Annotated in this window: 24 protein-coding genes; 12 read left to right on the forward strand and 12 right to left on the reverse strand. The window is 65.7% G+C overall.

Annotated elements, in window-relative coordinates; genetic code table 11:
* Positions 1-8: 8 nt before the first annotated feature.
* The 6 genes from NTY77_14235 to NTY77_14260 all read left to right on the forward strand — a co-directional run bounded on the left by NTY77_14235 (position 9) and on the right by NTY77_14260 (position 5586).
* A complete protein-coding gene (locus NTY77_14235) occupies positions 9-1994 on the forward strand; it encodes an N-acetylmuramoyl-L-alanine amidase (GenBank protein ID MCX5796648.1) in 1986 nt (661 codons plus the stop codon).
* Between the two features lie 2 nt (positions 1995-1996).
* Complete coding sequence (locus tag NTY77_14240; GenBank protein MCX5796649.1) at positions 1997-2407, forward strand: secondary thiamine-phosphate synthase enzyme YjbQ; 411 nt, start codon at positions 1997-1999, stop codon at positions 2405-2407.
* Entirely contained in the window at positions 2404-3198 is a 795-nt protein-coding gene (locus NTY77_14245; protein MCX5796650.1) for an alpha/beta hydrolase, read from the forward strand. The genes NTY77_14240 and NTY77_14245 overlap by 4 nt, the downstream gene beginning before the upstream one ends.
* 31 nt (positions 3199-3229) lie before the next feature.
* A complete protein-coding gene (locus NTY77_14250) occupies positions 3230-3955 on the forward strand; it encodes a 4'-phosphopantetheinyl transferase superfamily protein (protein ID MCX5796651.1) in 726 nt (241 codons plus the stop codon).
* Between the two features lie 93 nt (positions 3956-4048).
* Positions 4049-4663 (forward strand): hypothetical protein, encoded by a 615-nt coding sequence (locus NTY77_14255; protein MCX5796652.1) that lies wholly within the window; start codon positions 4049-4051, stop codon positions 4661-4663.
* Positions 4664-4674: 11 nt separating this feature from the next.
* A complete protein-coding gene (locus tag NTY77_14260) occupies positions 4675-5586 on the forward strand; it encodes a HEAT repeat domain-containing protein (GenBank protein ID MCX5796653.1) in 912 nt (303 codons plus the stop codon).
* 43 nt (positions 5587-5629) lie between these two features.
* Here the strand turns inward: NTY77_14260 and NTY77_14265 are convergent, their stop codons facing one another.
* The 5 genes from NTY77_14265 to NTY77_14285 form a co-directional block, all read right to left on the reverse strand.
* Entirely contained in the window at positions 5630-6064 is a 435-nt protein-coding gene (locus NTY77_14265) for a cyclic nucleotide-binding domain-containing protein (GenBank protein MCX5796654.1), read from the reverse strand.
* Between the two features lie 55 nt (positions 6065-6119).
* Entirely contained in the window at positions 6120-6557 is a 438-nt protein-coding gene (locus NTY77_14270; protein MCX5796655.1) for a cyclic nucleotide-binding domain-containing protein, read from the reverse strand.
* Positions 6550-7869 (reverse strand): NCS2 family nucleobase:cation symporter, encoded by a 1320-nt coding sequence (locus NTY77_14275; GenBank protein MCX5796656.1) that lies wholly within the window; start codon positions 7867-7869, stop codon positions 6550-6552. Before NTY77_14275 ends, NTY77_14270 begins: the two co-directional genes overlap by 8 nt.
* Positions 7870-7941: 72 nt before the next feature.
* Positions 7942-8655, reverse strand: coding sequence for a DUF3047 domain-containing protein (locus tag NTY77_14280; GenBank protein MCX5796657.1), 714 nt, complete (start codon positions 8653-8655; stop codon positions 7942-7944).
* Between the two features lie 77 nt (positions 8656-8732).
* Positions 8733-9422, reverse strand: coding sequence for a hypothetical protein (locus NTY77_14285; protein ID MCX5796658.1), 690 nt, complete (start codon positions 9420-9422; stop codon positions 8733-8735).
* A gap of 278 nt (positions 9423-9700) precedes the next feature.
* Between NTY77_14285 and NTY77_14290 the strand changes: the two genes are divergently transcribed.
* A complete protein-coding gene (locus NTY77_14290) occupies positions 9701-10273 on the forward strand; it encodes a hypothetical protein (protein MCX5796659.1) in 573 nt (190 codons plus the stop codon).
* 6 nt (positions 10274-10279) lie between these two features.
* Here the strand turns inward: NTY77_14290 and nth are convergent, their stop codons facing one another.
* From nth to NTY77_14305, 3 genes are read right to left on the reverse strand one after another with little or no spacing between them, the layout of a single operon-like run.
* The gene (gene nth / locus NTY77_14295) at positions 10280-10912 is read right to left on the reverse strand and encodes an endonuclease III (protein MCX5796660.1); all 633 of its coding nucleotides are present in this window, start codon (positions 10910-10912) and stop codon (positions 10280-10282) included.
* 3 nt (positions 10913-10915) lie between these two features.
* Complete coding sequence (locus NTY77_14300; protein ID MCX5796661.1) at positions 10916-12394, reverse strand: MFS transporter; 1479 nt, start codon at positions 12392-12394, stop codon at positions 10916-10918.
* 49 nt (positions 12395-12443) lie between these two features.
* Complete coding sequence (locus NTY77_14305) at positions 12444-13976, reverse strand: hypothetical protein (protein ID MCX5796662.1); 1533 nt, start codon at positions 13974-13976, stop codon at positions 12444-12446.
* A 252-nt stretch (positions 13977-14228) separates the two neighbouring features.
* Between NTY77_14305 and NTY77_14310 the strand changes: the two genes are divergently transcribed.
* The 4 genes from NTY77_14310 to NTY77_14325 all read left to right on the forward strand — a co-directional run bounded on the left by NTY77_14310 (position 14229) and on the right by NTY77_14325 (position 18082).
* The gene (locus NTY77_14310) at positions 14229-14885 is read left to right on the forward strand and encodes a succinate dehydrogenase cytochrome b subunit (GenBank protein MCX5796663.1); all 657 of its coding nucleotides are present in this window, start codon (positions 14229-14231) and stop codon (positions 14883-14885) included.
* Complete coding sequence (locus NTY77_14315) at positions 14882-16801, forward strand: fumarate reductase/succinate dehydrogenase flavoprotein subunit (protein ID MCX5796664.1); 1920 nt, start codon at positions 14882-14884, stop codon at positions 16799-16801. Before NTY77_14310 ends, NTY77_14315 begins: the two co-directional genes overlap by 4 nt.
* A complete protein-coding gene (locus NTY77_14320; GenBank protein MCX5796665.1) occupies positions 16798-17601 on the forward strand; it encodes a succinate dehydrogenase/fumarate reductase iron-sulfur subunit in 804 nt (267 codons plus the stop codon). The genes NTY77_14315 and NTY77_14320 overlap by 4 nt, the downstream gene beginning before the upstream one ends.
* A gap of 82 nt (positions 17602-17683) precedes the next feature.
* Entirely contained in the window at positions 17684-18082 is a 399-nt protein-coding gene (locus tag NTY77_14325) for a peptide chain release factor-like protein (protein MCX5796666.1), read from the forward strand.
* Between the two features lie 40 nt (positions 18083-18122).
* Here the strand turns inward: NTY77_14325 and NTY77_14330 are convergent, their stop codons facing one another.
* From NTY77_14330 to NTY77_14345, 4 genes are read right to left on the reverse strand one after another with little or no spacing between them, the layout of a single operon-like run.
* Positions 18123-18755 carry a M15 family metallopeptidase gene (locus tag NTY77_14330; protein MCX5796667.1) on the reverse strand — a complete coding sequence of 211 codons (633 nt, stop codon included), beginning with the start codon at positions 18753-18755 and terminating at the stop codon, positions 18123-18125.
* Positions 18752-19162, reverse strand: a complete 411-nt coding sequence (locus tag NTY77_14335; protein MCX5796668.1) for a DNA-binding protein — start codon at positions 19160-19162, stop codon at positions 18752-18754. Before NTY77_14335 ends, NTY77_14330 begins: the two co-directional genes overlap by 4 nt.
* Before the next feature lie 60 nt (positions 19163-19222).
* Positions 19223-19885: a hypothetical protein gene (locus NTY77_14340; protein ID MCX5796669.1), complete on the reverse strand. Its 663-nt coding sequence runs from the start codon at positions 19883-19885 to the stop codon at positions 19223-19225.
* 11 nt (positions 19886-19896) lie between these two features.
* A complete protein-coding gene (locus NTY77_14345) occupies positions 19897-20283 on the reverse strand; it encodes a response regulator (GenBank protein MCX5796670.1) in 387 nt (128 codons plus the stop codon).
* A 93-nt stretch (positions 20284-20376) separates the two neighbouring features.
* Here NTY77_14345 and NTY77_14350 point away from each other — a divergent pair.
* On the forward strand, positions 20377-22227 hold a 1851-nt coding region (locus NTY77_14350), incomplete at its 3' end, for a protein kinase (GenBank protein MCX5796671.1).

Consider the following 22227-nt stretch of genomic DNA (forward strand, 5'->3'; position numbering starts at 1 on the left):
ATAGCCGCATGTCTTGGCTCGTCCTGGCCCTCTGCCTGCTCGCGCCGCTGGGCCGTTGCGCCCCGGCGGCCGCCGGGGCCCTCTACCCGGAGCGCCCCACCGCTCCCATCGTCGTGGTGTCCCCCCCTGAAGGACTGAGCATGCCGCTGGCGGAAGGCGAGTTCATCCTCGGCTCGGTGTCGGATCCCACGGCGCCCTTCCTCATCAACGGCACGACCGTCGCGGTGCATCCCAATGGCGCGTTCCTGGCTTGGCTGCCGGTCAGCCCGGGGACCTTCACCTTCCGCTGCACCCTCAACCTGCAGAGCGGCGCCACGACCTTCCTCCGCAGCATCCTCGTGGGCCCCCCCCCGCAGCCGCTGCCGGCCAAGCCCCTCGCCGTGGACCCGGATTCCCTCTGGCCCAGGTCGGACGTGGGCCTGCGCCCGGGCGACTGGCTGACCTTCCGGATGCGGGCCAGCCCGGGCCATGCGGCACGCTGCCGCCTGGCCGATCGGCCCTGGCAGGAGCTGCGCGAGACCGGCCCCGGGACCTACGAGGGGCAGCAGGCCGTCGCCCCCGGCTCCGAGTCCGGGCCGGCCGCGGTCGAATGCCGGCTCAAGGACGGCTGGTCCTCGGCGCGGGCCCTCAGCCGCGGTCAGGCCGCCGTGACCTCGGGACCGCCCGCCATCGCGGTCGTCAAGGGCAGCGCCGTGCTGCGCACCGGGCCGGGGGCCGGCTATATGGCCTTCCCTCCGGCGGGCACCCGCCTGGTCACGACCGGCCGCCAGGGCTCGGAGCTGCGGGTGAGCCTGAGCCCCGCCTTGGAGGGCTGGATCGACGCCAAGGACGTGGATCTGCTGCCGGCCGGGACTCCCCCGCTTCGGGCCGTGGCCGACGCCATCCACACCTACGCCTCGGACCACGGCGCTTCGGTGCGCCTGGCGCTCAGCGAGCGCGTCGCCTTCACGGTGGACGAAGGCGACGACCCCTCCACCTTGACCCTGCGCCTGTACAACTGCGTGGGACACACCAACTGGATCGTCTACGATTCCGACGACCGATTCGTGGAGGAGGTGCGCTGGAAGCAGGAGGCCACGGGCGTGGTGGCGGTCCTCATCCGCCTCAACCCGGCCATGACCCTCTGGGGCTGGCAGGCCTCCTATGAAGGCTCCTCGCTGAGGCTCGACCTGCGCCGCGCCCCGGCCTTGGCGCCGGCTCCAGCCTCCCCGCTCAAGGGCCTCACCATCATCCTCGACCCCGGCCACATGCCCTCGGCCACCGGGGCGACCGGGCCTCTGGGCACCCGGGAGATGGACGCCAACCTCGCTATCGCGCAGGCCGCGGCCGCGGTCCTGGCCAAGCGGGGGGCCCTGCCCGTCCTGACGCGGGCCAGCGACGACGAGGTGGGGCTGGCCGAGCGGCCGCGCTTGGCCGTGGAGCGCAAGGGAGATATCTTCATCAGCATCCACAACAACGCGCTGGGCGACGGGGAGAATCCCTTCGCCCGGCCGCGGGGCTACTCGGTGTTCTATTACCATCCCCACAGCCTGGCCCTGGCCAGCGCCATGTACCGGTCCTACCAGGAGCGTTCTCCCCTGCCGGGAGAGGAACTGCGCTATGGGAATCTCCTCGTGGCGCGCCTTTCCGCCATGCCGGCCATCCTGATCGAGAACGCCTACATGATCATCCCGTCCCAGGAGGAACTGCTCAGCGACCCGGCCTTCCGCGGCAGACTGGCCGAGGCCATCGCGGGCGGCCTGGAGTCCTACCTAGGCGCGCAACGGGCCAAGCAGCCCCGAGCCCCGTCCGTAAGGAAATCCGTCCGGACGGGACCGGCGGAACCTCCGATACCGCCGGCCAAGTCTCTGCCCAAGGCCGGGAAGAACGGCAAGAAGCCGCGGCGGCCTTCGGCCAAGAAGGCCCCGGCTCCCGCGACGAAGCATCAGCGGCAGCGGGCCGCGCTCGACGAGCTGCTCTCCGAACCCGCCTCCGGCGCCAAAGCGCCCCGCTGAACATGCGCTCCAAGACCGAATACCTCTTCTTCGAGACCCCCAAGCGCAGGGAGCTCGTCAACATCACGGGCCGCGTCGCGGAGATCGTCGCCGCGAGCCAGGTCCAGGAAGGCTTCTGCCTGGTCAGCGCCATGCACATCACCTCGGGCATCTGGGTCAACGACGAGGAGCCCGGGCTCAAGGAAGACCTTATGGAGTTCCTGGAGCGCCTGGCCCCGGCGGCTGACTACCGCCATCATGAGACGGGGGAGGACAACGGCGACGCCCACCTCAAGCGGACTTTGACCGGGCATCAGGTCGTCCTGCCCGTGACCAAGGGCCGGCTGGACCTGGGTCCGTGGGAGCAGGTCTTCTACGCCGAGTTCGACGGCCGGCGGCGCAAGCGGGTCGTGGTCAAGGTCATCGGCGAATGACGTTCTGGTGGCTCATCGCCATCCCCCTGCTCTGGCTGGGCCTGCGCTGGTTCGAGCGCATCAACCTATTCTTCCCGAGCCGGGACATGGAAGCCGACCCGGGCGCCCTCGGGCTGGCCTTCGAGGACCTGCGCCTCATGGCCGCGGATGGGACGTCTGTCCATGGCTGGTTCGTGCCTTTAGCGTCGGAGAGTCCGGTCGTGGTCTTCTGCCACGGCAACGCGGGCAACATCAGCCATCGCCTGGACAAGCTGGGAGCCCTGCGCCGCGCCGGAGCCTCGGTGCTCCTTTTCGACTATCGGGGCTACGGCCGCAGTTCCGGCAGGCCCGACGAGCAGGGGACCTACCTGGACGCGGAAGCGGCCTACCGCTGGCTGGCCGAGGAGAAGCAGGTCCCGGCCGGCCGCATCGTGATCCACGGCGAATCCTTGGGGGGAGCCGTGGCGCTGGAGCTGGCTCTGCGCCGCCGCGCCGCAGGCCTGGTGCTGGAGAGCACCTTCACCTCGGTGGTGGATATGTGCCGGCGGATCTTCCCTTTCCTGCCCGCGCAGCTGATCGTGCGCTTCCGCTATGACACCTTGTCCAAGATCCCCAGGCTGTCCTGTCCGTTGCTGGTCATGCACAGCCCGGACGACGACATCGTGCCTTTCGCCATGGGACGCCGCCTCTACGAGGCCGCGCCCGGACCCAAGGCCTTCCTCGCGATGAGGGGCGGACATAACGACGGGTTCCTGGACACGGGCCCGGCTTACGAGAAGGCTATCGCCGATTTTCTCTCGCCTCTGCGCTGAGAGGGATTTTGTTATAATCCCCCTCACCTCCATGGCCGCCAAGGACCTCAGGACGATAGTCGCCGAGATGGCCAAGGTCGACCCGGGCCAGGTCGGCCCGACCTTCTCGCTGCAAAGTCCGGCTTTCTCGAGCTCGCTCAAGAAAGCGGTGCTCGTAGCCTCCATACGTCGCAATCTGGGCGTGGACTGCATGCGGGCGGCCCTGGCCAAGGACTTCGCGGAGTTGGAACAGATGGTCCGGGCCGGGCCAGAGGCGCCGGTCGATCTTCCCGCCGCCGCTCCGCAGCCCTCGCCCGTCCCCCTTCCGGAGGGGGCGGCGGCTCAAGGACTCCGCTGCGGCATCGATTTGGAGCTGGTGGAATCCCTGCCCGAGGCGCCGGACTACCGCACGCATGATTTCTACGTGCGGAACTTCACCGAGGCGGAGCGCGCCTACTGCGCGGCCCAGAAAGACCCTCGCATGCACTTGGCCGCCCGCTGGGCGGCCAAGGAAGCCCTGCGCAAATGCGACCCTCTCCTGAGCGCCGAGCCCTTCGGCGACATCGAGGTGGTCCGGGAAGAGTCGGGACGGACCTTCTTCCAGCGGCGCTCCGCCCGCGGCCCGGCGCGCCTGCCTCACGCCGTCAGCCTGACGCACACGGCGCAGCTGGCGGCCGCCGTCGTCGTCCTGCCGGGACAGGACCGGCCGTGGGCCGCCTGGGCCCTCGCCGCGGTCTCGGCCCTGGCGGCCGCGGCCGCGCTCTGCCTCAGGAAATAGCTGGGCCTTTCGACCCAGCCCGGACTAGGCCCGCAGGACCTAGACAGGGTAGGCCCCAAGGTACTACAATTCCCCCATAGTGGAGGGACAATGATGAGAACCATGCTTTGCTCGGCTTTGGTCGCGCTGCTCGGCGCTCCGGCCTTGGCTGGAGGCCTGGAGCAAGCCAAGACCGATCTCCTGACCCCGGCCCTGTCCGAGGGCCTGGCCGCCATCAAGGCCGCCTCCCCCCGCTGGACCTCCGTGAGCATGAACGTGGACTCCAACGACCCGTTCTACGACGTGCGCGACATGTCCCTGCGCATCAACCTCAACGGGAGCAAGAGCGGCAACGCCTATTTCTCCTTCAACGGCAATGCGGGCGGCCAGTACCTTTACCTGAGCGCCTCCCCGTACAGCAGCCAGGATCCCCGCCAAGGCTACACTTTGAGCGGCAGCATGGTGAATCTGTCCATCAACCGCTCGGGCAGCAGCTACTCGATCAACGGCTGGGTGAACCACAAGAACATCTGGCTGCAGGCCACGCCTTACGCCGGCGGGGGCTTCAGCCTCTGGGGGCAGATGGGCCTGAACCTGAACGTCTCGGGCATGGGCCGGAGCCTGTGGGTGACGGGCAGCGTGGACCTCAACGAGTTCGACGAGCCGACCCTGGCGTCTCTGGGCGCGGCCCTGTGCGTGCTCAATTCCCTTCCGCCGCAGGCCAAATAGAGGTGCAACCTATGATGGCTTTCCTGCTCGCAGCAGCGCTGTGCCCGGCCTGGGCCTCCGGTCCGGCGCCCCTGAGCGACGCTCAGTTCTCTTCCGCGTTCCAGGGCATCCTGCAGGAGACCAAGGTCTCCGCGCGGAGTCTGGCGGCCGCCATCGACCACGACGATCTCCTGGACATGCTCAAAGACCGCGACCCCGAGGTGCGCAAGGAGGCGCTCAAGACCGCGCGCTTCGAGCAGGGCATCAACACGGATGTTCGCGACCGGGTCTTCGAGCTGGCCGGCGACACGCGCGAGGACGTGGGCGTGCGGCGCGAGGCGGTGCGGACTCTGTTCTGGGTCACGAACCTCAACGAGACGCGCGACAAGCTTCTGGACCTGGCGCGCCGCGACCGCGCGACTGCGGTGCGCGAGATGGCCTATAAGGCCCTTTACCAGTCCGCCTTCTCCTTCTCCGACATCCGCGACGCGGTGCGCGACGCGGCCCGCAGCGAACGGGAGCCCGCGGTGCGCAAGGCCGCGATCTGGGCTCTGTTCGACTGCACGGGGACCGCGGAGGTGCTCGACACGCTCAAGGACATCGCCAAGTCCGATTCGGAAGACGCGGACATCCGAGTCGAGGCGGTCAAGAGCCTGTTCCTGGCCATGAACCGCTCCGAGGCCAGGGACCTGGTGTTCGGCCTGGCCAAGGACCGCAGGCTGGACCAGGGTCTGCGCGTCACGGCCATCTACGCGCTCTACGCGGCGAGGAACCAGTGGGACGTGCAGGACGCGCTCAAAGACATGAGCCGCGAGTCCGACTCCGGCATCCGCGTGGCGGCGATCAAGGCGCTGGGCAACGACGACCTGTTCATGCGGTCCTATTTCCACATCGGCACGCACGTCAACGGCCACGTCTACGTCAGCCCCATAGAGAACGAATAGCCGGGGTCAGACCCTCACAAACTTCACAAACCGGCGGGGTCTACTAGGAACGCTGGGCGGAGAGCTCCTGGAGCCTGGTCCACACCTGGGGATGGCTCTTGAGCACGGTCTCCATATCCTGGGCGACGATGCAGAAAACCCGGCACTGCCCCTGGGCCACGGCGCTGGCTACGCGGATACCGTCGCGCAGCAGGGCCATCTCGCCGAAGATGGCCCCCGGCTCCAGGGTAGCCAAGGTGACCCCGGCGCTGCCGAAGGTCTTCGTGACGGCGACCTGCCCCGAGCACAGGATGTAGAAGTCCTTTCCCGTATCATCCTGCTCGATGATGTGCTCGTCGGGGGAGTAGGCGAGGAGGCCGCTGTTGGGGAAGACGGTTGAGACTTCGTCCGCCTTTATCTCCGGGGAGAGTCCCGCCAGGCGGAAAGCCTGCCGCAGGATCGCGACCGCGTTGTTGTCAAGATCGAGCTTAAGAGCCATGCTGGTATCCTCCGCACCACTTCGGATTATACCATAGCCCCCCGGCCGGCGAGGATTACTGGGAGCGCTTGGCGGCGAGCTCCTGGAGCATGGTCCCCAGGCGGGGATGGCTCTTGAGCACGGTCTCCACATCCCGGGCGACGATGCGGAAGACCTGGCATTGGGCCCGGGCCACGGCGGTGGCCACGCGTATGCCGTCGCGCAGCAGGGCCATCTCGCCGAAGACGGCCCCCGGCTCCAAGGTAGCCAAGGTGATCCCGGCGCCGCCGAAGATCTTCGTGATGACCACCTGGCCGGAGCACAGGACGTAGAGGTCCTTTCCCGCCTCGTCCTGCTCGATGATATGCTCGTCAGGGACGTATGCGAAGAGGCCGCTGTTGGGAAAGAGCCTCAAGACTTCGTCGGCCTTTATCTCCGGTGAGAGCTCCGCCAGATGGAAAGCCTCTCGCAGCATCGCGAGCGTTTCGCCATTGAGATTGAGCTTGTCAGCCATGATCGCATCCTCCCCCCGCGGCATGCTCGCAAGGCGTGCAGGCCGTCTCCGCAGACGGCTCGCCCAATGACATCAGCCAGTTGAGCGCCAAAGCCAGGACCGTGCCGAAGGCGATGCCCGCGATGTTGAGCCCCCCCACTGAGAACCCCTTGATGCCCAGGCCGGTGGCCACGATGATGGAGGAGCCGGCCACGATGAGGTTCTTCTGCCGGCAGAAATCCACCTTGGCGTCCACCCAGATCTTGGCGCCCATGATCGTGATCAAGCCGTAGAGCACCAAAGTCACCCCGCCCAAGACCGGGGCCGGTATGGACTGGATCACGGCGCCGAACTTCGGGCTCACGCCCAAGACCATGGCGATGCAGGCCGCCATGATGAAATTGGACACGCTGAACACGCGCGTGATCGCCATCACGCCCATGTTCTCAGCGTAAGTCGTCTGGGGAGTCCCCCCGCCCAAGGCCGAGACCAGGCTGGCCAGAGCGTCGCCCAGATAAGCCCGACCCAGGTGCGGGCTCAGGTCCCGGTCGATGCAGGTGGATATCGCCGCGATATGCCCCTTGTTCTCAGCCACCAGCACCACGAAGATAGGGGCGATGACCAAGACCGCGTTCCAGCTCCAGGCCGGGGTCTGGAAAGGCGGCAGGCCTATCCAAGAGGCGCTGTGGATGGCGGCTAAAGCTGCCGGGTCCAGCCGGCCCAAGGAGGCGGTCAGACCGTAGCCCACCAAGACCCCGGTCAGGATGGGCAGGAGCCGGATGAAGCCCTTGAGATACACCGAGACTAAAGCCGCGGTCAGGAAGGTGACGCCCGCGATGGAGAGGCGCACCAGGTCGTCCATACCCCGGATGGCGAAGCTCTCGTTCAAGGAGTTGGCCACCGCGGAGGACGCCAGGTTCAAGCCGATGATGGCGACCACCGTGCCCGTCACCACCGGAGGCATCAGCCGGTCCACCCAGCCCGAGCCCCACTTCATGGTGACCACCGCCGCCATGCCGTAGAGCAGAGCCGCGGCGGCGATGCCGCAGAGCGCGAACGGGATGTTCTCCGGCTTGCCGCCGGTCACGGCCAGCACCGGCCCGATGAAAGCGAATGAAGAACCCAGATAGCTCGGGACCTTGAAGCGCGTCACGAAAACGAAGATCAGGGTTCCGATTCCCGAGAAGAACAGCGCCACCTGAGGGTTGAAGCCCATGATGATGGGCGCCAGCACCGTGGCCCCGAACATGGCCACCACGTGCTGCAGGCCCATGGGGATGAGCCTGGCCAAGGGGATGCGGTCCTCCGGCATATAGAGCGGTCTGTTTTCCATGGTTCCTCATTGGGGCCGAGCGGCCCTCGCCGGGATACACGCTATCATACAACAACCGGCGGCGCGGTAGAGCTATTCGATCCTGCTGAAAACGATGTTCCCAACATAGCCCTCGGCCACGGAATGGGTATATTGGGTATTGGACTGGACCCGTACTCCCTGCACGGCCCCGGGCGCTTCGCCGAAAATGGTCCTATAATCATCGTAGACGTTCCTGCTGAAAGTGATCCATTTGCCTTCGTCGGCAGCCCCGGTCTTGACGGACATCACTTTTATCTTCATGTTGACGGGCCAGCCTATGGATTCGTCCGACACCGTCCCCTCGGGGGCATTCGAGTCCCAGACATAGCTGAGCGTCTTGCGGCCCGCGAAGGCGAGCAATAGCTGCAGGCCCTGATCATTGGCTCCTTTGTTCCTCAGGTCTCCTTGGGGCGGGAGATGCACGGCCTTCCATTTCCAGGCCAGCCTGCGATAATCGGCCACATTGACGTTGATCTGTCTCTCGACCGCGAATGACGAGTCCTTGCATACGAGGTGCAGCGCCTTCTCGCCGTTCTCAAGGATGTTTTTCACCTCGGCAATCCCGACCTTCACCTTGAGCTGCCAGGGCGCCGGCACCCCGTCGCTGCCGACAGAACCATCGAACCCGAGGAGCATGGCCATTTCAGCGGCCACGCCCGCGGCCACCGGCCGCCCCACGACATCAGGGATCACTGCCAGGTTCGCCGCAGGGACGCCGGACTGCAGTTGCTGGAAAGCGCTTCCCGAATTGACGGCGCTGGCCAAGCTGCCGCTCCCAGCCCCCAGACAGAAGGACGGAATCAGGACCATGGCCAAGCCCAGCGCTTTCCCTTTCACAAAATCTATTGGGCGCTCTTCAAGAACTGGACCATCGCCTGGCCCTGTCCTTCGTTCGGCCAGGTCTGGAGGCGGATCGATTCCAGCACGGCCTCCACATAGTGCCGACTTTCCCGCGCCGCCATGGCCACGGCGCGGTCGAATCCCTTCCGGTTCGGAGTATCCTTGTTCAGATCCTGATGGGTGCATTTCAGCGGAGGACAGTGGTCTATGGGGTAGTAGCCGGTGGTCAATCCACCTTTGTGCGTCTTTTGGTCGCAGGGGAGGTCCTGCGCAGGGTCCTGCAGGGTCAGCAGATCCACGGCGGCGTCGTCGCCGTTGCTCTCCACAAAATTCGAATGCGAGAAGAAATCCTGGGCTGTGTGGAGCGCGCGGCCGAGGTCGTCCAGAGCGGTCTTGCGGTCGCGGTTGGCGAGGGCGGCGACGATGCCGTCGCGCAGGTCGCGCAGCCTCCGGGAGCCCTGCGCCAAAGACTCGTTGTCGAAATGCGCTTCATCGACCAAGGATTCCTTGCCCGTGTCCGTCTTGGCGTTGCTCGCATTCACGACCGAGACGGAAGCCGCGTCGAACCCCAGCTCCGTGAGGACCCCGGTCGTTATCTGCTGGTGATGCACGACCTTGAATGCCCGGGCCGGCTGGGCGATCGCATTCAGTCCCCCCAATGCCACGGCCGCGCACAGCACCCGTCTGGTCATCTTGAGCATATATGGGATTGTAACAACCCGAACGTTCCTGGGCCTGGGTCGAGTGGGGCAACGACTGTCCGGATTAAGGCCTAAGGCATGATTACCGAATGACCCAATACCGGAGCCGGATAGCTAGGAATAAGAGCTGATCAAATCCCTCCTTGACAGATTCCGCTTCTGGGGATACTATTTCTTCTGTGGGAGGGTTTATGAGAACGAAAGCGATCCTGGGCCTAAGTCTGGTCCTGATACCGGCCCTATATTTGGCGGTGGCGCATAGAAATCATTTGAACGTCCCCTCCGACTTGAAAGACGCCCCGAATTCAGGCGAGTTCCGCGACCTGAGCGTCAAGGATGCGCAGGAGGCCGAAGGGATCGTCCCGGAAGTCGTCGCCCAGAGCCAAGAGAGCGCTCCCGCCTACTCCCGAGAGAATGACCGGAGATTGAACAAGCTGCCCGCCGGCACCCGCCTGCTCGCGCTGCGGGATATCGTCCTGCCCGCTGAGAACGTCTCGGTGGTCTTCCATCACGGCAAGATCCTTTCCACCCAGGAAGCGGCGGTCATCACCGGAGACAATGATGAGCCCATCTACGGCGAATCATTCTGCGAGCTCGCGATCAAGAAGGATCAGGGCTCCGGGGGACAGCAGTTCCTCCTGCGAGCGGGTGAAAGCATATCGGTCAAGAGAGACGATGAGGGCTCCCGGTATGCGATGGGCTACGCTTTGGCCGTGGAATCGCATGCCAGCATCCGGGAGTTCGGGTGCTACGCGTTCGTCAAGGAGCCCAAGAGGTTCGTGACCACGGCACTGATGGAAGAGCACATCAAAGGGATCCTGAGGGCCGTCGCTCCGAAGTAGGCCGCTTCAGACCCCGCGTCTGGGGCAGAGGACGTTCAGGGCGCAGCCCGGGCAGTCCGGGTTGCGCGCGAAGCACACCCGGCGGCCGTGCCAGACCATGGCTTGGCTGAAGAAGATCCAGTCCTTCTTAGGAACGAGCTTCATGAGATCCTGCTCGACCTTCTCCGGGTCGGTCTCATCGGTCAGACCCAGCCGGAACGAGACGCGCTTCATGTGCGTGTCCACCACGATGCCGCAGGCTCGCCCGTAGGCAGTGCCCAGGATCACGTTGGCCGTCTTGCGCGCCACACCGCGCAGTTGCAGCAGCTCTTCCATGGTGTCCGGAACCTTGCCGCCGTGCTCGGCCACGAGGATCTTCGCCGTCTCCTGGATGGACTTGGCCTTGGAGCGGAAGAAGCCCGTGGATCGGACGAGCCCCTCCAATTCAACGGTGTCGGCCCGCGCGTAATCCGCCGCCGTGCGGTACTTCTTGAAAAGGGTCTTGGTCACCACATTGACCCGCTTGTCCGTGCACTGGGCGGAGAGGATGGTCGCGACCAACAGCTCCAAGGGAGTCTTGTGGTCCAGCTCGCAGTGCGCGTCCGGATAGAGCCGGCGCAGGCCCTTGATGACGGCCGACACGCACTCGCTCGGCTTCATCGCCTATTCGTCCCGGCCCGCTTCGTGGACCTGGATGAAGCGGCGCAGGACCACCAGCCCGATGGGGGTGATCACGGCCATGAGGGCGATGATGAGCCACAGGGTCTCCGAGTGCCGCGGTCCGGTCGCCGGGCAATAGCGCGTCAGCAGGATGCCGGAGAGCGAGCCGGCCAGCAGCTTGGCCAGAAAGAAAGGCAGGAAGGAGAGCGACATGTACGAGGCTTCCTGCCCCTTGGGCGCGATGGCGGCCGTGTACTCGTAGAGCCGCGGGGTCCAGAACACCTCGCCCACGGAATAGATGATCACGTAGACGAAGATCATGACGTAGTAAGGGTTCACCGGCCCCGGCACGCCCAGCCAGCTCTGCGCGATGAGGTGCCCGGGCAGGCCGTCCGCCAAGGGCTGCCACCAGACGGGGGGCATGGCCATCAGGAAGACGGAACTTGCGGTCAGCGCGGTGCCGAAGAGCACCATGCGGTAGGCCGAGATCCTCTGGCTCAAGGCGCCCACGATGGGCACCAGGATGATGACCACGATGGAGTTCAGCGCCCACAGACGGCCGATGGGCGCGCCCGCGCCCAACTCGCGGATGCCGAACTTGGGATAGGTGTAGTACATGTGCAGCAGGACCAGGCGCACGCCCACGACCAGGGATATGAAGGCCAGGAACTGGTAGAAGGCGGGCTGCTTCCAGAGCCCGGCGAATATGCGCACCGTGTCGCGGAAAGCGTCGCGGGCCATCAGGCCGAGGGCCTTGAACACGTTCTCGCCCGGATACCGCGGCTGGTCCGGGGTGATCTTGACCCCCTCGTCCGTGGCTTCCACCCCCTCGCGCAATCCGAAGTACATGATGAGCAGGTTCGGGATGGTCATCAGGAAGCTGATCAAGAAAAGCGTACGGTAGGTGCTCAGATGCGCGCCCAGCACGGGCACCAGGTAGGTCCCGTATTCTCCCAGGCCCTTGCGCAGGTAATCGAAGAGCAGGCTGCCGATGAGGAAGCCCACGTTCATCATGGCGTAGAAGACGGAGAATGAGATGGAGCGCTGGGCCGTGGTGGAGTAGCGCCGCACCGCGGCCACCATCACCGGGGTCATCAGGGCCTCGCCCAAAGCCAGAGGCAGGAGGCCCAGGATGAGCACGGCGTGCCGGGCCGTCATGAAGGTCATGGTGCCGCGCGACAGGATGCACACGACAAAGCCCAGCAGGAAGGCCTTGCGCAGGCCGATGGCGTCCACCAGCGAGCCCACCATCACCGTGAACAGGGTCATGGCCGTGGACCAGGCGGTGACGATGAAGCCCGCGTTGGTGTCGGAGTAGCCCAGGTCCGAGGAGAGCCACAGCACCAAGGTGGAGTTCATGATGCCGTAGGCGAGGATGGCCAGGACCTTGGCGCCGAATATGATCCAGAGCTCGCGGACCGCGCCCTTGAGGACCAGGAACTTGCCGAGGAAGGACGTGGGAGCGCCTTGCGGTTCAGCCATCAGACCCCCTTCGCGTGGTTCACGACGAAGGGGATGTTAGCAATTTTCGCTACTTGCGGTGCTTGCCCTTGGCGCCCTGCGCCGGGCCGGTCTGCAGGAACAGGAACCGCACCGCGACGCCGTATCTCTTGGACAGCTCGGCCTCACGGCCCTTCAGGTACTCGGCAAGGTAGGGCTGGCGCCCCACGTCGAATGAGAAGACCACCTCGTCGAACTTGGAGCCGACGAACTTCTCGAGCAGGGCCCGGTTCTTCGTGTAGCAGTCGAGCTTGGCGAGCACCTTCTCCCGCAGCACGTCCTCGGGAGAAAGCGCGACCCGGGCGGACTTGGCCTCCACCACCGAGACCTTGCCGTCCGGCCCCTGGACCACCGCGTCGAGCTCGGTCACGTACATTCCCCGCTCGTCGAAGAGCTCCCGGCCGCTCTGCAGGATCTTATAGCCTGCGTCGAGGTAATGCTCCAAGGTCTTCAGCTCCAAGAGCAGGCCCACGTAGCGGCTGTAGATGACGCCTTCGATGATCTTGTCGAGGCCCTTGCCGCGGTACTTCTCGGTGAGGACGTTGAGGTCCGCGCGCATGGCCTCGGGGCTCGCCGGGGGCTTGACCAGGTCGTCGAGATACACGAAGCGGTAGCGCCCGCCCGAAGCCTTGGCCACTTCGGCCTCGCGGCGCTGCAGATGCTCCTTGATCTCCTGGTAGCCCCGCGTGTCGAAGGCCAGGATCACCTCGTCGAAGACCCCCATGGCCTTCTCGGCCCGGCCGTGGCTGGAGAACTGCTTGAGGGCGTCGTCGAGGTACTTGTCCACCCGGCGGGTGCCCTCGGCGATCTCCGACTGCGGGTTGGCGCTGTGGTGGAAATAGACCCGGTGCGTCTGGATGGCCACGTTGCGGCCGTGGTCCCTCATGACCCCGTCCACCCAGACCAGGCTCTCATCGAGGTGGGTGTTATGCTCCTCCACGTTGCGGCTCTGGGCGATGGCCTCCACGGCCTTGAGCTTGGACCAGACGTCTCCGTAGGCGTCGTCCATCACGTCCAGGCTCTCGCCCAGCTCCACCCGGCCCTTGAGCTTCTCAACGGTGCGCTGGATCTCTTTATAGTAAGCCGCGGCCTTGCCGAAGACGCCCACGCCTTCGTCGTTGACCAGGACTCCGCTGTCCAGGGACTTCAGCCCCTGGGAATCGTTCCGGCCTTCGTAGAGCCCCTGGATGACGGAGGCTCCGGCGGCGCCGGACGGGTCCGCCGCCTGCGCCTTGCCGTACTGGTCCAGCCCCTGCTGCAGGGTCTCGGTCAGAGTGGCGGGCGCGGCGACAGCCGGGGCCGCGGCCGGCGCCAGCGCGACGATCGCGGGCGTCAAGACCGGGATCGGGGTCGGGGCCAAGGCCGCAGCCGAAGGCGGGAGCAAGGAAGGCGCGGCCAAGCTCAAGGACGGAGCGCTCAGGCTCGGAGACAGGGCGGGAAGAGCGTAGACTCCATAGCCGGCCGCGCGGGGGGCGATGTGCATCTCGACCTGCACGGCCGAGGCCGGCAAAGCCAGGACCAAGGCGAGAGCCGCCGGCCCGAGGCGCCGAGCAACGAGGTTCATCGCCACTAGTCTAGCTCTCCCCTGGGGAAAAGCCTAGGTCTAAAAGGCATTTCCCGAGAAGGTATTGGGCCTAGCCCGTCTGGGTCTTTTCCCGCCCCGGCCGGGGGTGATTGTATTAGAGTTTCTAATAATTATAGAATCCGAAGACAAGACGCAGGTCGGACGCGGATGATGACGTCGGTCACGGCGGACGGACACGGCACTTTATAGAATCATGTGCCGCCCGGTGGGCGGCAAGGAGAACAAAACGCGATGCGCTGGCTCTTCGACTTCCTCAACTCGTCCATGGGCAAGAAGGTCACGGTCGGCTTGGCCGGACTCTGCCTGGTCGGCTTCCTGGTCCCGCACCTCTGCGGCAACCTCATCCTGTTCTGGGGCATGCCGCAGTTCAACGCCTATGCCCATTTCCTGCAGACCAACCCGCTCACACCCCTGGCCGAGCTGGGACTGCTGGCCATCGGCCTGGTCCACGCCATCGTGACCCTCTACGCGCGCTGGCAGAACTGGCAGGCCCGCCCCGTGGCCTATGAGATGAGCGTGTCCAAGGGCGGCCGCACCATCGGCTCCATCACCATGCTCTACACGGCCATCATGGTCGCGCTCTTCCTGATCGTCCATGTGGCCACCTTCAAGTACGGCTGGCGCAGCGCCTTCCGGGACGAGGAGCTCTTCCAGCGCGTCATGGAGTTCTTCGCCAATCCCTGGATGGCGGCCTTCTACGTGCTGGCCCTGGCCGGGCTGGGCCTGCACCTCAGCCACGGCTTCTGGAGCGCCTTCCAGACCTTGGGCCTCGACCATCCCAAGTACACGCCCTTGATCAAGATCGTCGGGGTCCTCTTCGCCATCGTGGTCGCGGGAGCCTTCGCCGCCATACCGATATGGGCCTGTTTCCTCGGAGGTGCACGATGAGCCTCAAACTCGACGCCAGGATCCCGGACGGGCCGGTCGCCCAGAAGTGGGACAAATACCGCTTCGACCTCAAGCTCGTCAACCCGGCCAACAAGCGCAAGTTCGACGTCCTGGTGGTCGGCACCGGCCTGGCCGGGGCCTCGGCCGCCGCCTCCTTGGCCGAGATGGGCTACAACGTCAAGGTGTTCTGCATCCAGGACAGCCCCCGGCGCGCCCATTCCATCGCCGCCCAGGGCGGCATCAACGCGGCCAAGAACTACCCCAACGACGGCGACTCGGTCTGGCGGCTCTTCTACGACACGGTCAAAGGCGGCGACTACCGCGCCCGCGAGGCCAATGTCTACCGCCTGGCCCAGGTCTCGAATTCCATCATCGACCAGTGCGTGGCCCAGGGCGTGCCCTTCGCGCGCGACTACGGCGGGTCCTTGGACAACCGCTCCTTCGGCGGGGCCCAGGTCTCCCGGACGTTCTACGCCCGAGGCCAGACCGGCCAGCAGCTCCTGCTGGGAGCCTACTCCGCGCTCATGCGCCAGGTGGGCAAGGGCCAGGTCAAGATGTTCCCGCGGCGCGAGATGGTGGAGCTGGTCGTCGTCGACGGCGTGGCGCGCGGCATCGTGGTCCGCAACCTGCTCAACGGCAAATTCGAGTCCTACGCCGGCCACGCGGTGCTCCTGTGCACGGGCGGCTACGGCAACACCTTCTACCTCTCCACCAACGCCAACTCCTGCAACGTGGGCGCGGCTTGGACCGCCTATAAGAAAGGCGCGGGCTTCGCCAATCCGTGCTTCACGCAGATCCACCCGACCTGCATCCCGCAGTCCGGCGAGCACCAGTCCAAGCTGACCCTCATGAGCGAGAGCCTGCGCAACGACGGCCGGGTCTGGGTGCCCAAGAAGAAGGGCGACAACCGGGCTCCCGGCCAGATCCCGGAGGACGAGCGCGACTACTACCTGGAGCGCAAGTACCCGACCTTCGGCAACCTGGTGCCCAGGGACGTGGCCTCGCGCGCGGCCAAGCAGATGATCGACGACGGCCGCGGCGTGGGCCGCACCGGCCTGGCGGTCTACCTGGACTTCGCCGACGCCATCAAGCGCCAGGGCCAGCCCAAGATCGCGGAGAAGTACGGGAACCTCTTCGACATGTACCACCACCTCACGGCGGAGAATCCCTACCAGGTCCCCATGCGCATCTATCCCGCCGTGCACTATGCGATGGGCGGCTTGTGGGTGGACTACAACCTGATGACCACGGTCCCGGGCCTGTTCTGCCTGGGGGAGGCGAACTTCTCGGACCACGGGGCCAACCGCTTGGGCGCCTCGGCCCTGATGCAAGGCCTGGCCGACGGCTACTTCATCATCCCCTACACCTTGGGAGGCTTCCTCGGCTCGACCAAGCTCCCGAAGGTGGACACCAGCCACCAGGCCTTCCGCGACGCGGAGCAGGCCGCCCAGGAGCGCCAGAAGAAGCTCCTCTCCATCAAGGGCAAGCGCACCGCGGTCAGTTTCCATAAGGAACTCGGGAAACTGATGTGGAACAATTGCGGCATGGCCCGCAACGAGAAGGGCCTGAAGGAGGCCCTGGCCAAGATCCCGGCTATCCGCGAGGAGTTCTGGAAGAACGTCATCGTGACCGGCTCGGGAGAGGACTTCAACCAGACTTACGAGCGGGCCAACCGAGTGGCCGTCTACCTGGAGTTCTCGGAGCTCCTGGTGCGCGACGCGCTGGAGCGCCGCGAATCCTGCGGCGGCCATTTCCGGGAGGAGTCGCAGACCCCGGAGGGCGAGGCCAGGCGCGACGACGCCGACTTCAGCCACGCGGCGGTCTGGGAGTACGCGGGCGAGGGCCAGCCGCCGGTCCAGAACCGGGAGAAGCTCGAATTCAAGGACATCGTGCCGTCCCAGAGGAACTACGCATGACCACTCAAGAGACCACCATGGATGTGACCTTAAAGGTCTGGCGCCAGAAAGGGCCGGAGGAGCCCGGCAGCTTCGTCACCTACGAGGCCAAGGGCTGCACGCCGGACATGTCGTTCTTCGAGGCCCTCGACGTGGTCAACGAGGGGCTCGTGGCCAAGGGCGAGGAAGCCATCGCCTTCGACCATGACTGCCGCGAGGGCATCTGCGGCACCTGCTGCATGACCGTCAACGGCCAGCCCCACGGCCCGGACCAGGCCGCCACGGGCTGCCAGCTGCATATGCGCACCTACAAGAACGGCGACACCATCACCCTGGAGCCCTTCCGCGCCCGGGCCTTCCCGGTCGTCAAGGACCTGGTGGTGGACCGCTCGGCCCTGGACCGCGTCATGGCTGCCGGCGGCTTCGTCTCCGTCAACACCGGCGGCGCGGGCGAAGCCAACGCCATCCTCATCCCCAAGGACAAGGCGGAGGCGGCCATGGACGCGGCGGCCTGCATCGGCTGCGGCGCCTGCGTGGCCGCCTGCCCCAACGCCTCGGCCATGCTCTTCGTCTCGGCCAAGGTCTCCCAGTTCGCGCTCCTGCCGCAGGGCCAGCCCGAGCGCGACCGCCGGGTCCTGGCCATGCAGAAGCAGATGGACGCCGAGGGCTTCGGCAACTGCTCCAACGAGGCGGAGTGCGAGGCGGTCTGTCCCAAGGAGATCAAGCTCACCAACATCGCGCGCCTCAACCGCGAGTTCATCCGGGCCATCTTCTGGTCCCATGAGCTCCACCCCAGATCGGAAGCGGAGGGGCAGGAATAACGACGAGCGCCCGGCCTTCGGCCGGGCGCCACCAGCGCTCCCCTATGAGGGGAGCGCTGGTTCCGTTGGGGTGGCCAGCGCTGTGAATCTAAACGAGTCCTTTGACGTTTCTCCAGCCAAACTCGCCGACCTCAAATCCCGCATCACCCGCCTCGCCATCGACATCCGCCTCATCCAGGAATCCTTCGTGCGCGGCGGAGGCAAGGGCGGCCAGAAGATCAACAAAACCGCCAACTGCGTCCAGCTCTATTATCCCCCCCTGGGAATCCGGGTGCGCTGCCAGAGGGAACGGCGCCGCTCGGTCAATCGCTTCCTGGCTCTGCGGGAGTTGGTGGACCGGATCGAGATGAAGGTCTCTCCGGAGACCTCTGAGAGGCTCCAGGAGATGGAGCGCATCCGGCGGAGGAAGTCACGACGGAAGGAGAGGACCACAGGCAAATACGGCTTGGCCACCCCAACGGAACCGGCGTCCCCCTCGTAGGGGGACGCCGGTGGCGCCCGGCCTTCGGCCGGGCGCTCGTTCAATATCCAGTCGGAGAGAAGTGCATGAAATCCTTCTGCCTCCCCTCGATCTTCCCGCCCCAATCGTAGCCGATCTTCTTCATCTCCTGGACCGCGGGGCTCTGCTCGGTCAAGGACAGCTCGGAGCCGGGCCGGTATTTGCCGCCTTTGCCCAGGACGCACTTGGGCGACCATGAGAAACAGCTGTTGTAAAGGCCGTTGTAGTCCTCGTTGAGGTCGACCGCGACGCCGAAGGCGTGGTTGGAAAGCTCCGTGCGGTTTCCGCTCTTGTCGGCGGGCCCTTTGCTCATCTGCGCGCGGTAGCCCACGACGCTGACGATCTTCTGGCCTCTGGAGAGAGCGGCCTCCAGGGCGTCATGGATCTTGTCCGCGACCAGCCGGCAGGCGCGCAGCTCCAGCCCATTGGGGAGCTTGACGGCGACCTGGTCCTCCTCGCAGGGAGTGCAGCCCAGCGGCCCTTTCTCCTTGGCCGTGAGCTGCGCGTAGGGCTTGGCCACGGTGCGATGGGCCTTCGAGGCCTTGGCCTTCACGTTCCAGACGCTGTAGGCGTAATGGCATTGCGCCGGCTCTTCGGCGCGCGCGCAGACAGCCAGGAGCAGGGCGGCCGCCGCCAGATACGGCCCGAGCCTCACGGCGCCTTCTTGGGGGCCGCCGAGGGCGTCGCCGCAGGCGCCTCCTTCTTCTCCTGGGCCACGGTGATCTGGGCCGGCTCGCTGACCACGATCTGCGGTTTCTCCTTGAAGGTCTCGACCGTGCCGGTCGCGCAGACTTTCTTCTTGAGATAGTCGGCCTCGGGCTTGCCGAACTTCTTGCGGTCCGCGCCCCAGATCACGACCGTGAAGATCTGTTTGGGATAGGCGACGTCGAGGTTGAGGAAGGTCGGCGCCTTTTTTCCTTTCTCCTGGAACGAGGCGCTGGCCACGGTCCCGCAGACCGTGACCTTCTTGCCGACATAGTCCTTGGCCTGGGCGGGAGAGATGTTGACCTGGGCCGACGCGCTCGTCAGGCCCCAGCTGAACAGCAGTGCGATGATCGTCATGGCGACCTCCTGGCCCTGTCCGACGGGCAGGGCATTATATCTTATGGGAACGCCCGCGCATCAGTCCTTGACGGGCTGGTAGGAGGTGAATCTCTGGAGGAACCAAGAGACGAATTCCTGCTCCGCCGCGGGCAGGCCGCCATCGACATGGAACTTCCAGGTCAAGGTGCCGCCTTGGCCCTTGGTGGCGATGATGTAGGACTCCAATTGTCCTCGGCCCGTGAAGCTCAGCCGGCTCCACAGAGCGGCCGCTTTCTCCTGGTCGGCCGCATAGGACTCTCTCATCCGGTCGTAGAGGACTTGGACGCCTGCGGCCGGCGGGTTGCCGGAGGCATCTGCGGTCCTTGCGGCCTTGCACTTCTCATCCGGCTCCGCGTTCTTGTACGCGCGGCCGCCGCGCCGGACCTGCGCCGCGCCGGAGACGAAGCGGCCGGCCCCATCGAACTCCACCCGCATCTCATCCGAGAAGGCGGGCTCGGCGCCCGACTCGCTGAGCCACGCGCAGGACTGCCCGGAGGCCAGCGCCTGGCAGGCCGTGGGGGTGCCGAATTGGCGGATGAAGGTCTCCTTGTCGCCGTGCCCGCTCGCGACGAGGCCGCAGATGCCGAGCTGAAGGGTCTCCGCCCGGCTCAGCCAGGGGCTGCATCCGGAGAGTCCCGCCGCGCCGATGACCAGGGCTGCGGCCGCCCGCGCAACGGCAAGTCCGAATCCTCCGTGCCTCATGCGCATGGGGCTTACGGGTCGGCCAGGAGCGCCCGGAGTCTGTCCCGGAGTTCGGTCAGGTCGGCCATGGCGGCCGGCTTCATCAGCACGTCGCAGGCGCCGCTGGCCAGCGCGGCCTCCCTCTCGCGCGCCATATCGCGTGAGGTCAATATGAGGATCTTGGGGGCCTGGGCTCCGAACTTGCCGGTCAACTGTCGGGCTATGCTGTAACCATCGTTGAAGGGCAGCATCAAGTCCAGCAGGATCAGGTCCAGGCGCTCGGCCAGGACGCGTTGCAGGGCCTCCTTGCCGTTGTCCGCGGTCATGACCTCATAGCCTTGCTGGGTCAAATACGCCGCCAGACTCTCAAGGACAGACGGGTCGTCGTCCACGATCAGGATGCGCTTGCGCTCTGCCATCAGGTCCCCGGGATACCGTAGATTCTAACAGATTAGCCTTGCTGCCGGACTTTCGTCTCGGCACCGCTATGTTATAATAGCGATTCCGGGAGCATGGTGGATTCCAAAGGCCTCGTACTCGTAGTGACCTCCGACCGGTATTTCATCCAGGACGTCTCGCGCTCGCTGGGACAGAGCGGCTTCGAGGCTCTAGCCGTGGCCACGCCGATACAGGCCGCTCACAAGTTCGGGACCACCAAGGCCCTGGCCATGGTGGTCAACCTCGAAACCCTGCCCCAGACGGAGATCGACGCGCTGGTGCAGGTCCAGAAGGATGAAGGCGGCTTCCCCCTGTTCCTGGTCAAGCCCGCCGCGCTGAACTCCCCGACGGCGCCGCATCTCGTCAGGATGCTGCAGTGGCCGATCCCCGAGCAATTCCTGAGGGCGGTTTGCGAAGTCAAGACCCCCATCGTCTTCCTCGTCAACCATACCCTCTTCATGGCGCATGTCCTGCAGATGGCATTCAAGGACATGGGCATCCAGCCGATCGCCCTCGAGTCGCCCGTGGGACTCTCCGAGTTCCTCATGGGACTTTCCGTTTTCCGGCCCTCGGCCGATCCCCGCGGCGTTTTGGGCAAGTTTTTCACGCGCGCGCCCAAGGATGACGCCCGGATCATGGGGCACGTCGTGTCCGTCTTGTTCCAGGGCACCTTCCAGGACGCGGCGATCCTGGCCGCCTCGGTGCGCAAGGCCGTGCCTCAGGCGGTCACCTACTACCTCTCCAGCGACGATCCGGTCCACCAAGCGCTGGAATCCCTGCGCAAGGGAGGGGTGGTCCAACTGATGCGCGAACAGGCGGACCTCATCGGCGGCCTGCTGGCCGCGGGGACCCTGTCGGGACGCTGCGACTCTCAGCGGCGGGAAAGCCTTCTGCTGGTGGACAACGATAGGGCCGTCATGCCGGACCTGGCCCGGGGGCTCCTGAACGCCGGTTTCGCCGTGGACATCACCGGAGACGGCAAGCAGGCCTGCGAGCTCGTCAAGACCCCGGGGACCTATCATGCCGTCATCATCGGCACGAATTCCACCCATGCCAAGGACACCGGCATGGAGCTCGGACAGAGACTCAGAAGCAACGACCCGGACCTGCGCTTCATATTCATGATGGACAGGTTCCCCCTGGAGAAGGCCTTGCAGGGGGTCAGCCGCCTGCTCGAATGGGGGGCCGATGAGGCCCTGCTCAAACCCGTGGACCCCGCGGCCCTGGTCGCCGCGGCCCAGCGCGCCGTGAAACGGCGCGTTTCCAAGAAGGTGCGCGAGCAGAGCGCGCTGTCCGCGTCCGCCCCGGCGGACGCGCCCGGGAGGCTCCTCCGCGACAAATATGAGCTGGTCGCGCAGATCGGCGAAGGCGGCATGGGGGTCGTCTTCAAGGCCTATGACCGGAACCTCGACCGGTTCGTAGCGGTGAAGAAGATGCGCCCGGAGCTGCGACTGGACTCCCACAAGCGCGAGCAATTCATCGCCGAGGCCAGGATGATCTCCAAGATCAGCAATCCCCTGATCGTGGGCATCCATGAGATCATCGAGGATAACGACGAGCTCTTCCTCGTCTTGGATTACGTCGAAGGCAGGACCCTGTCCGCGATCCTGAAGGAGCGGCAGCGCTTCACCTTGAAGGAGTGCCAAGAGATCTTCGGCCACATCTGCTTCGCGCTCTCCAGCGCCCACCAGGCCAAGATCCTGCACCGCGACCTCAAACCCTCCAACATCATGTTCGACACCCGAGGCTATATCAAGATCCTTGATTTCGGCCTGGCCCGGGTGGCGCAGGACACCTCGCCGCAACTGACCGTGGGCGAAACGTCGGGCACGCTCGCCTACATGGCGCCCGAGCAGCACCTGGGCCACACCAGGCGCGCTTCGGACATCTATGCCTTGGGCGTGTGCCTCTACGAGCTGCTGACC

The sequence above is a fragment of the Elusimicrobiota bacterium genome (assembly GCA_026388095.1).
Lineage (GTDB): Bacteria > Elusimicrobiota > Elusimicrobia > UBA1565 > UBA9628 > UBA9628.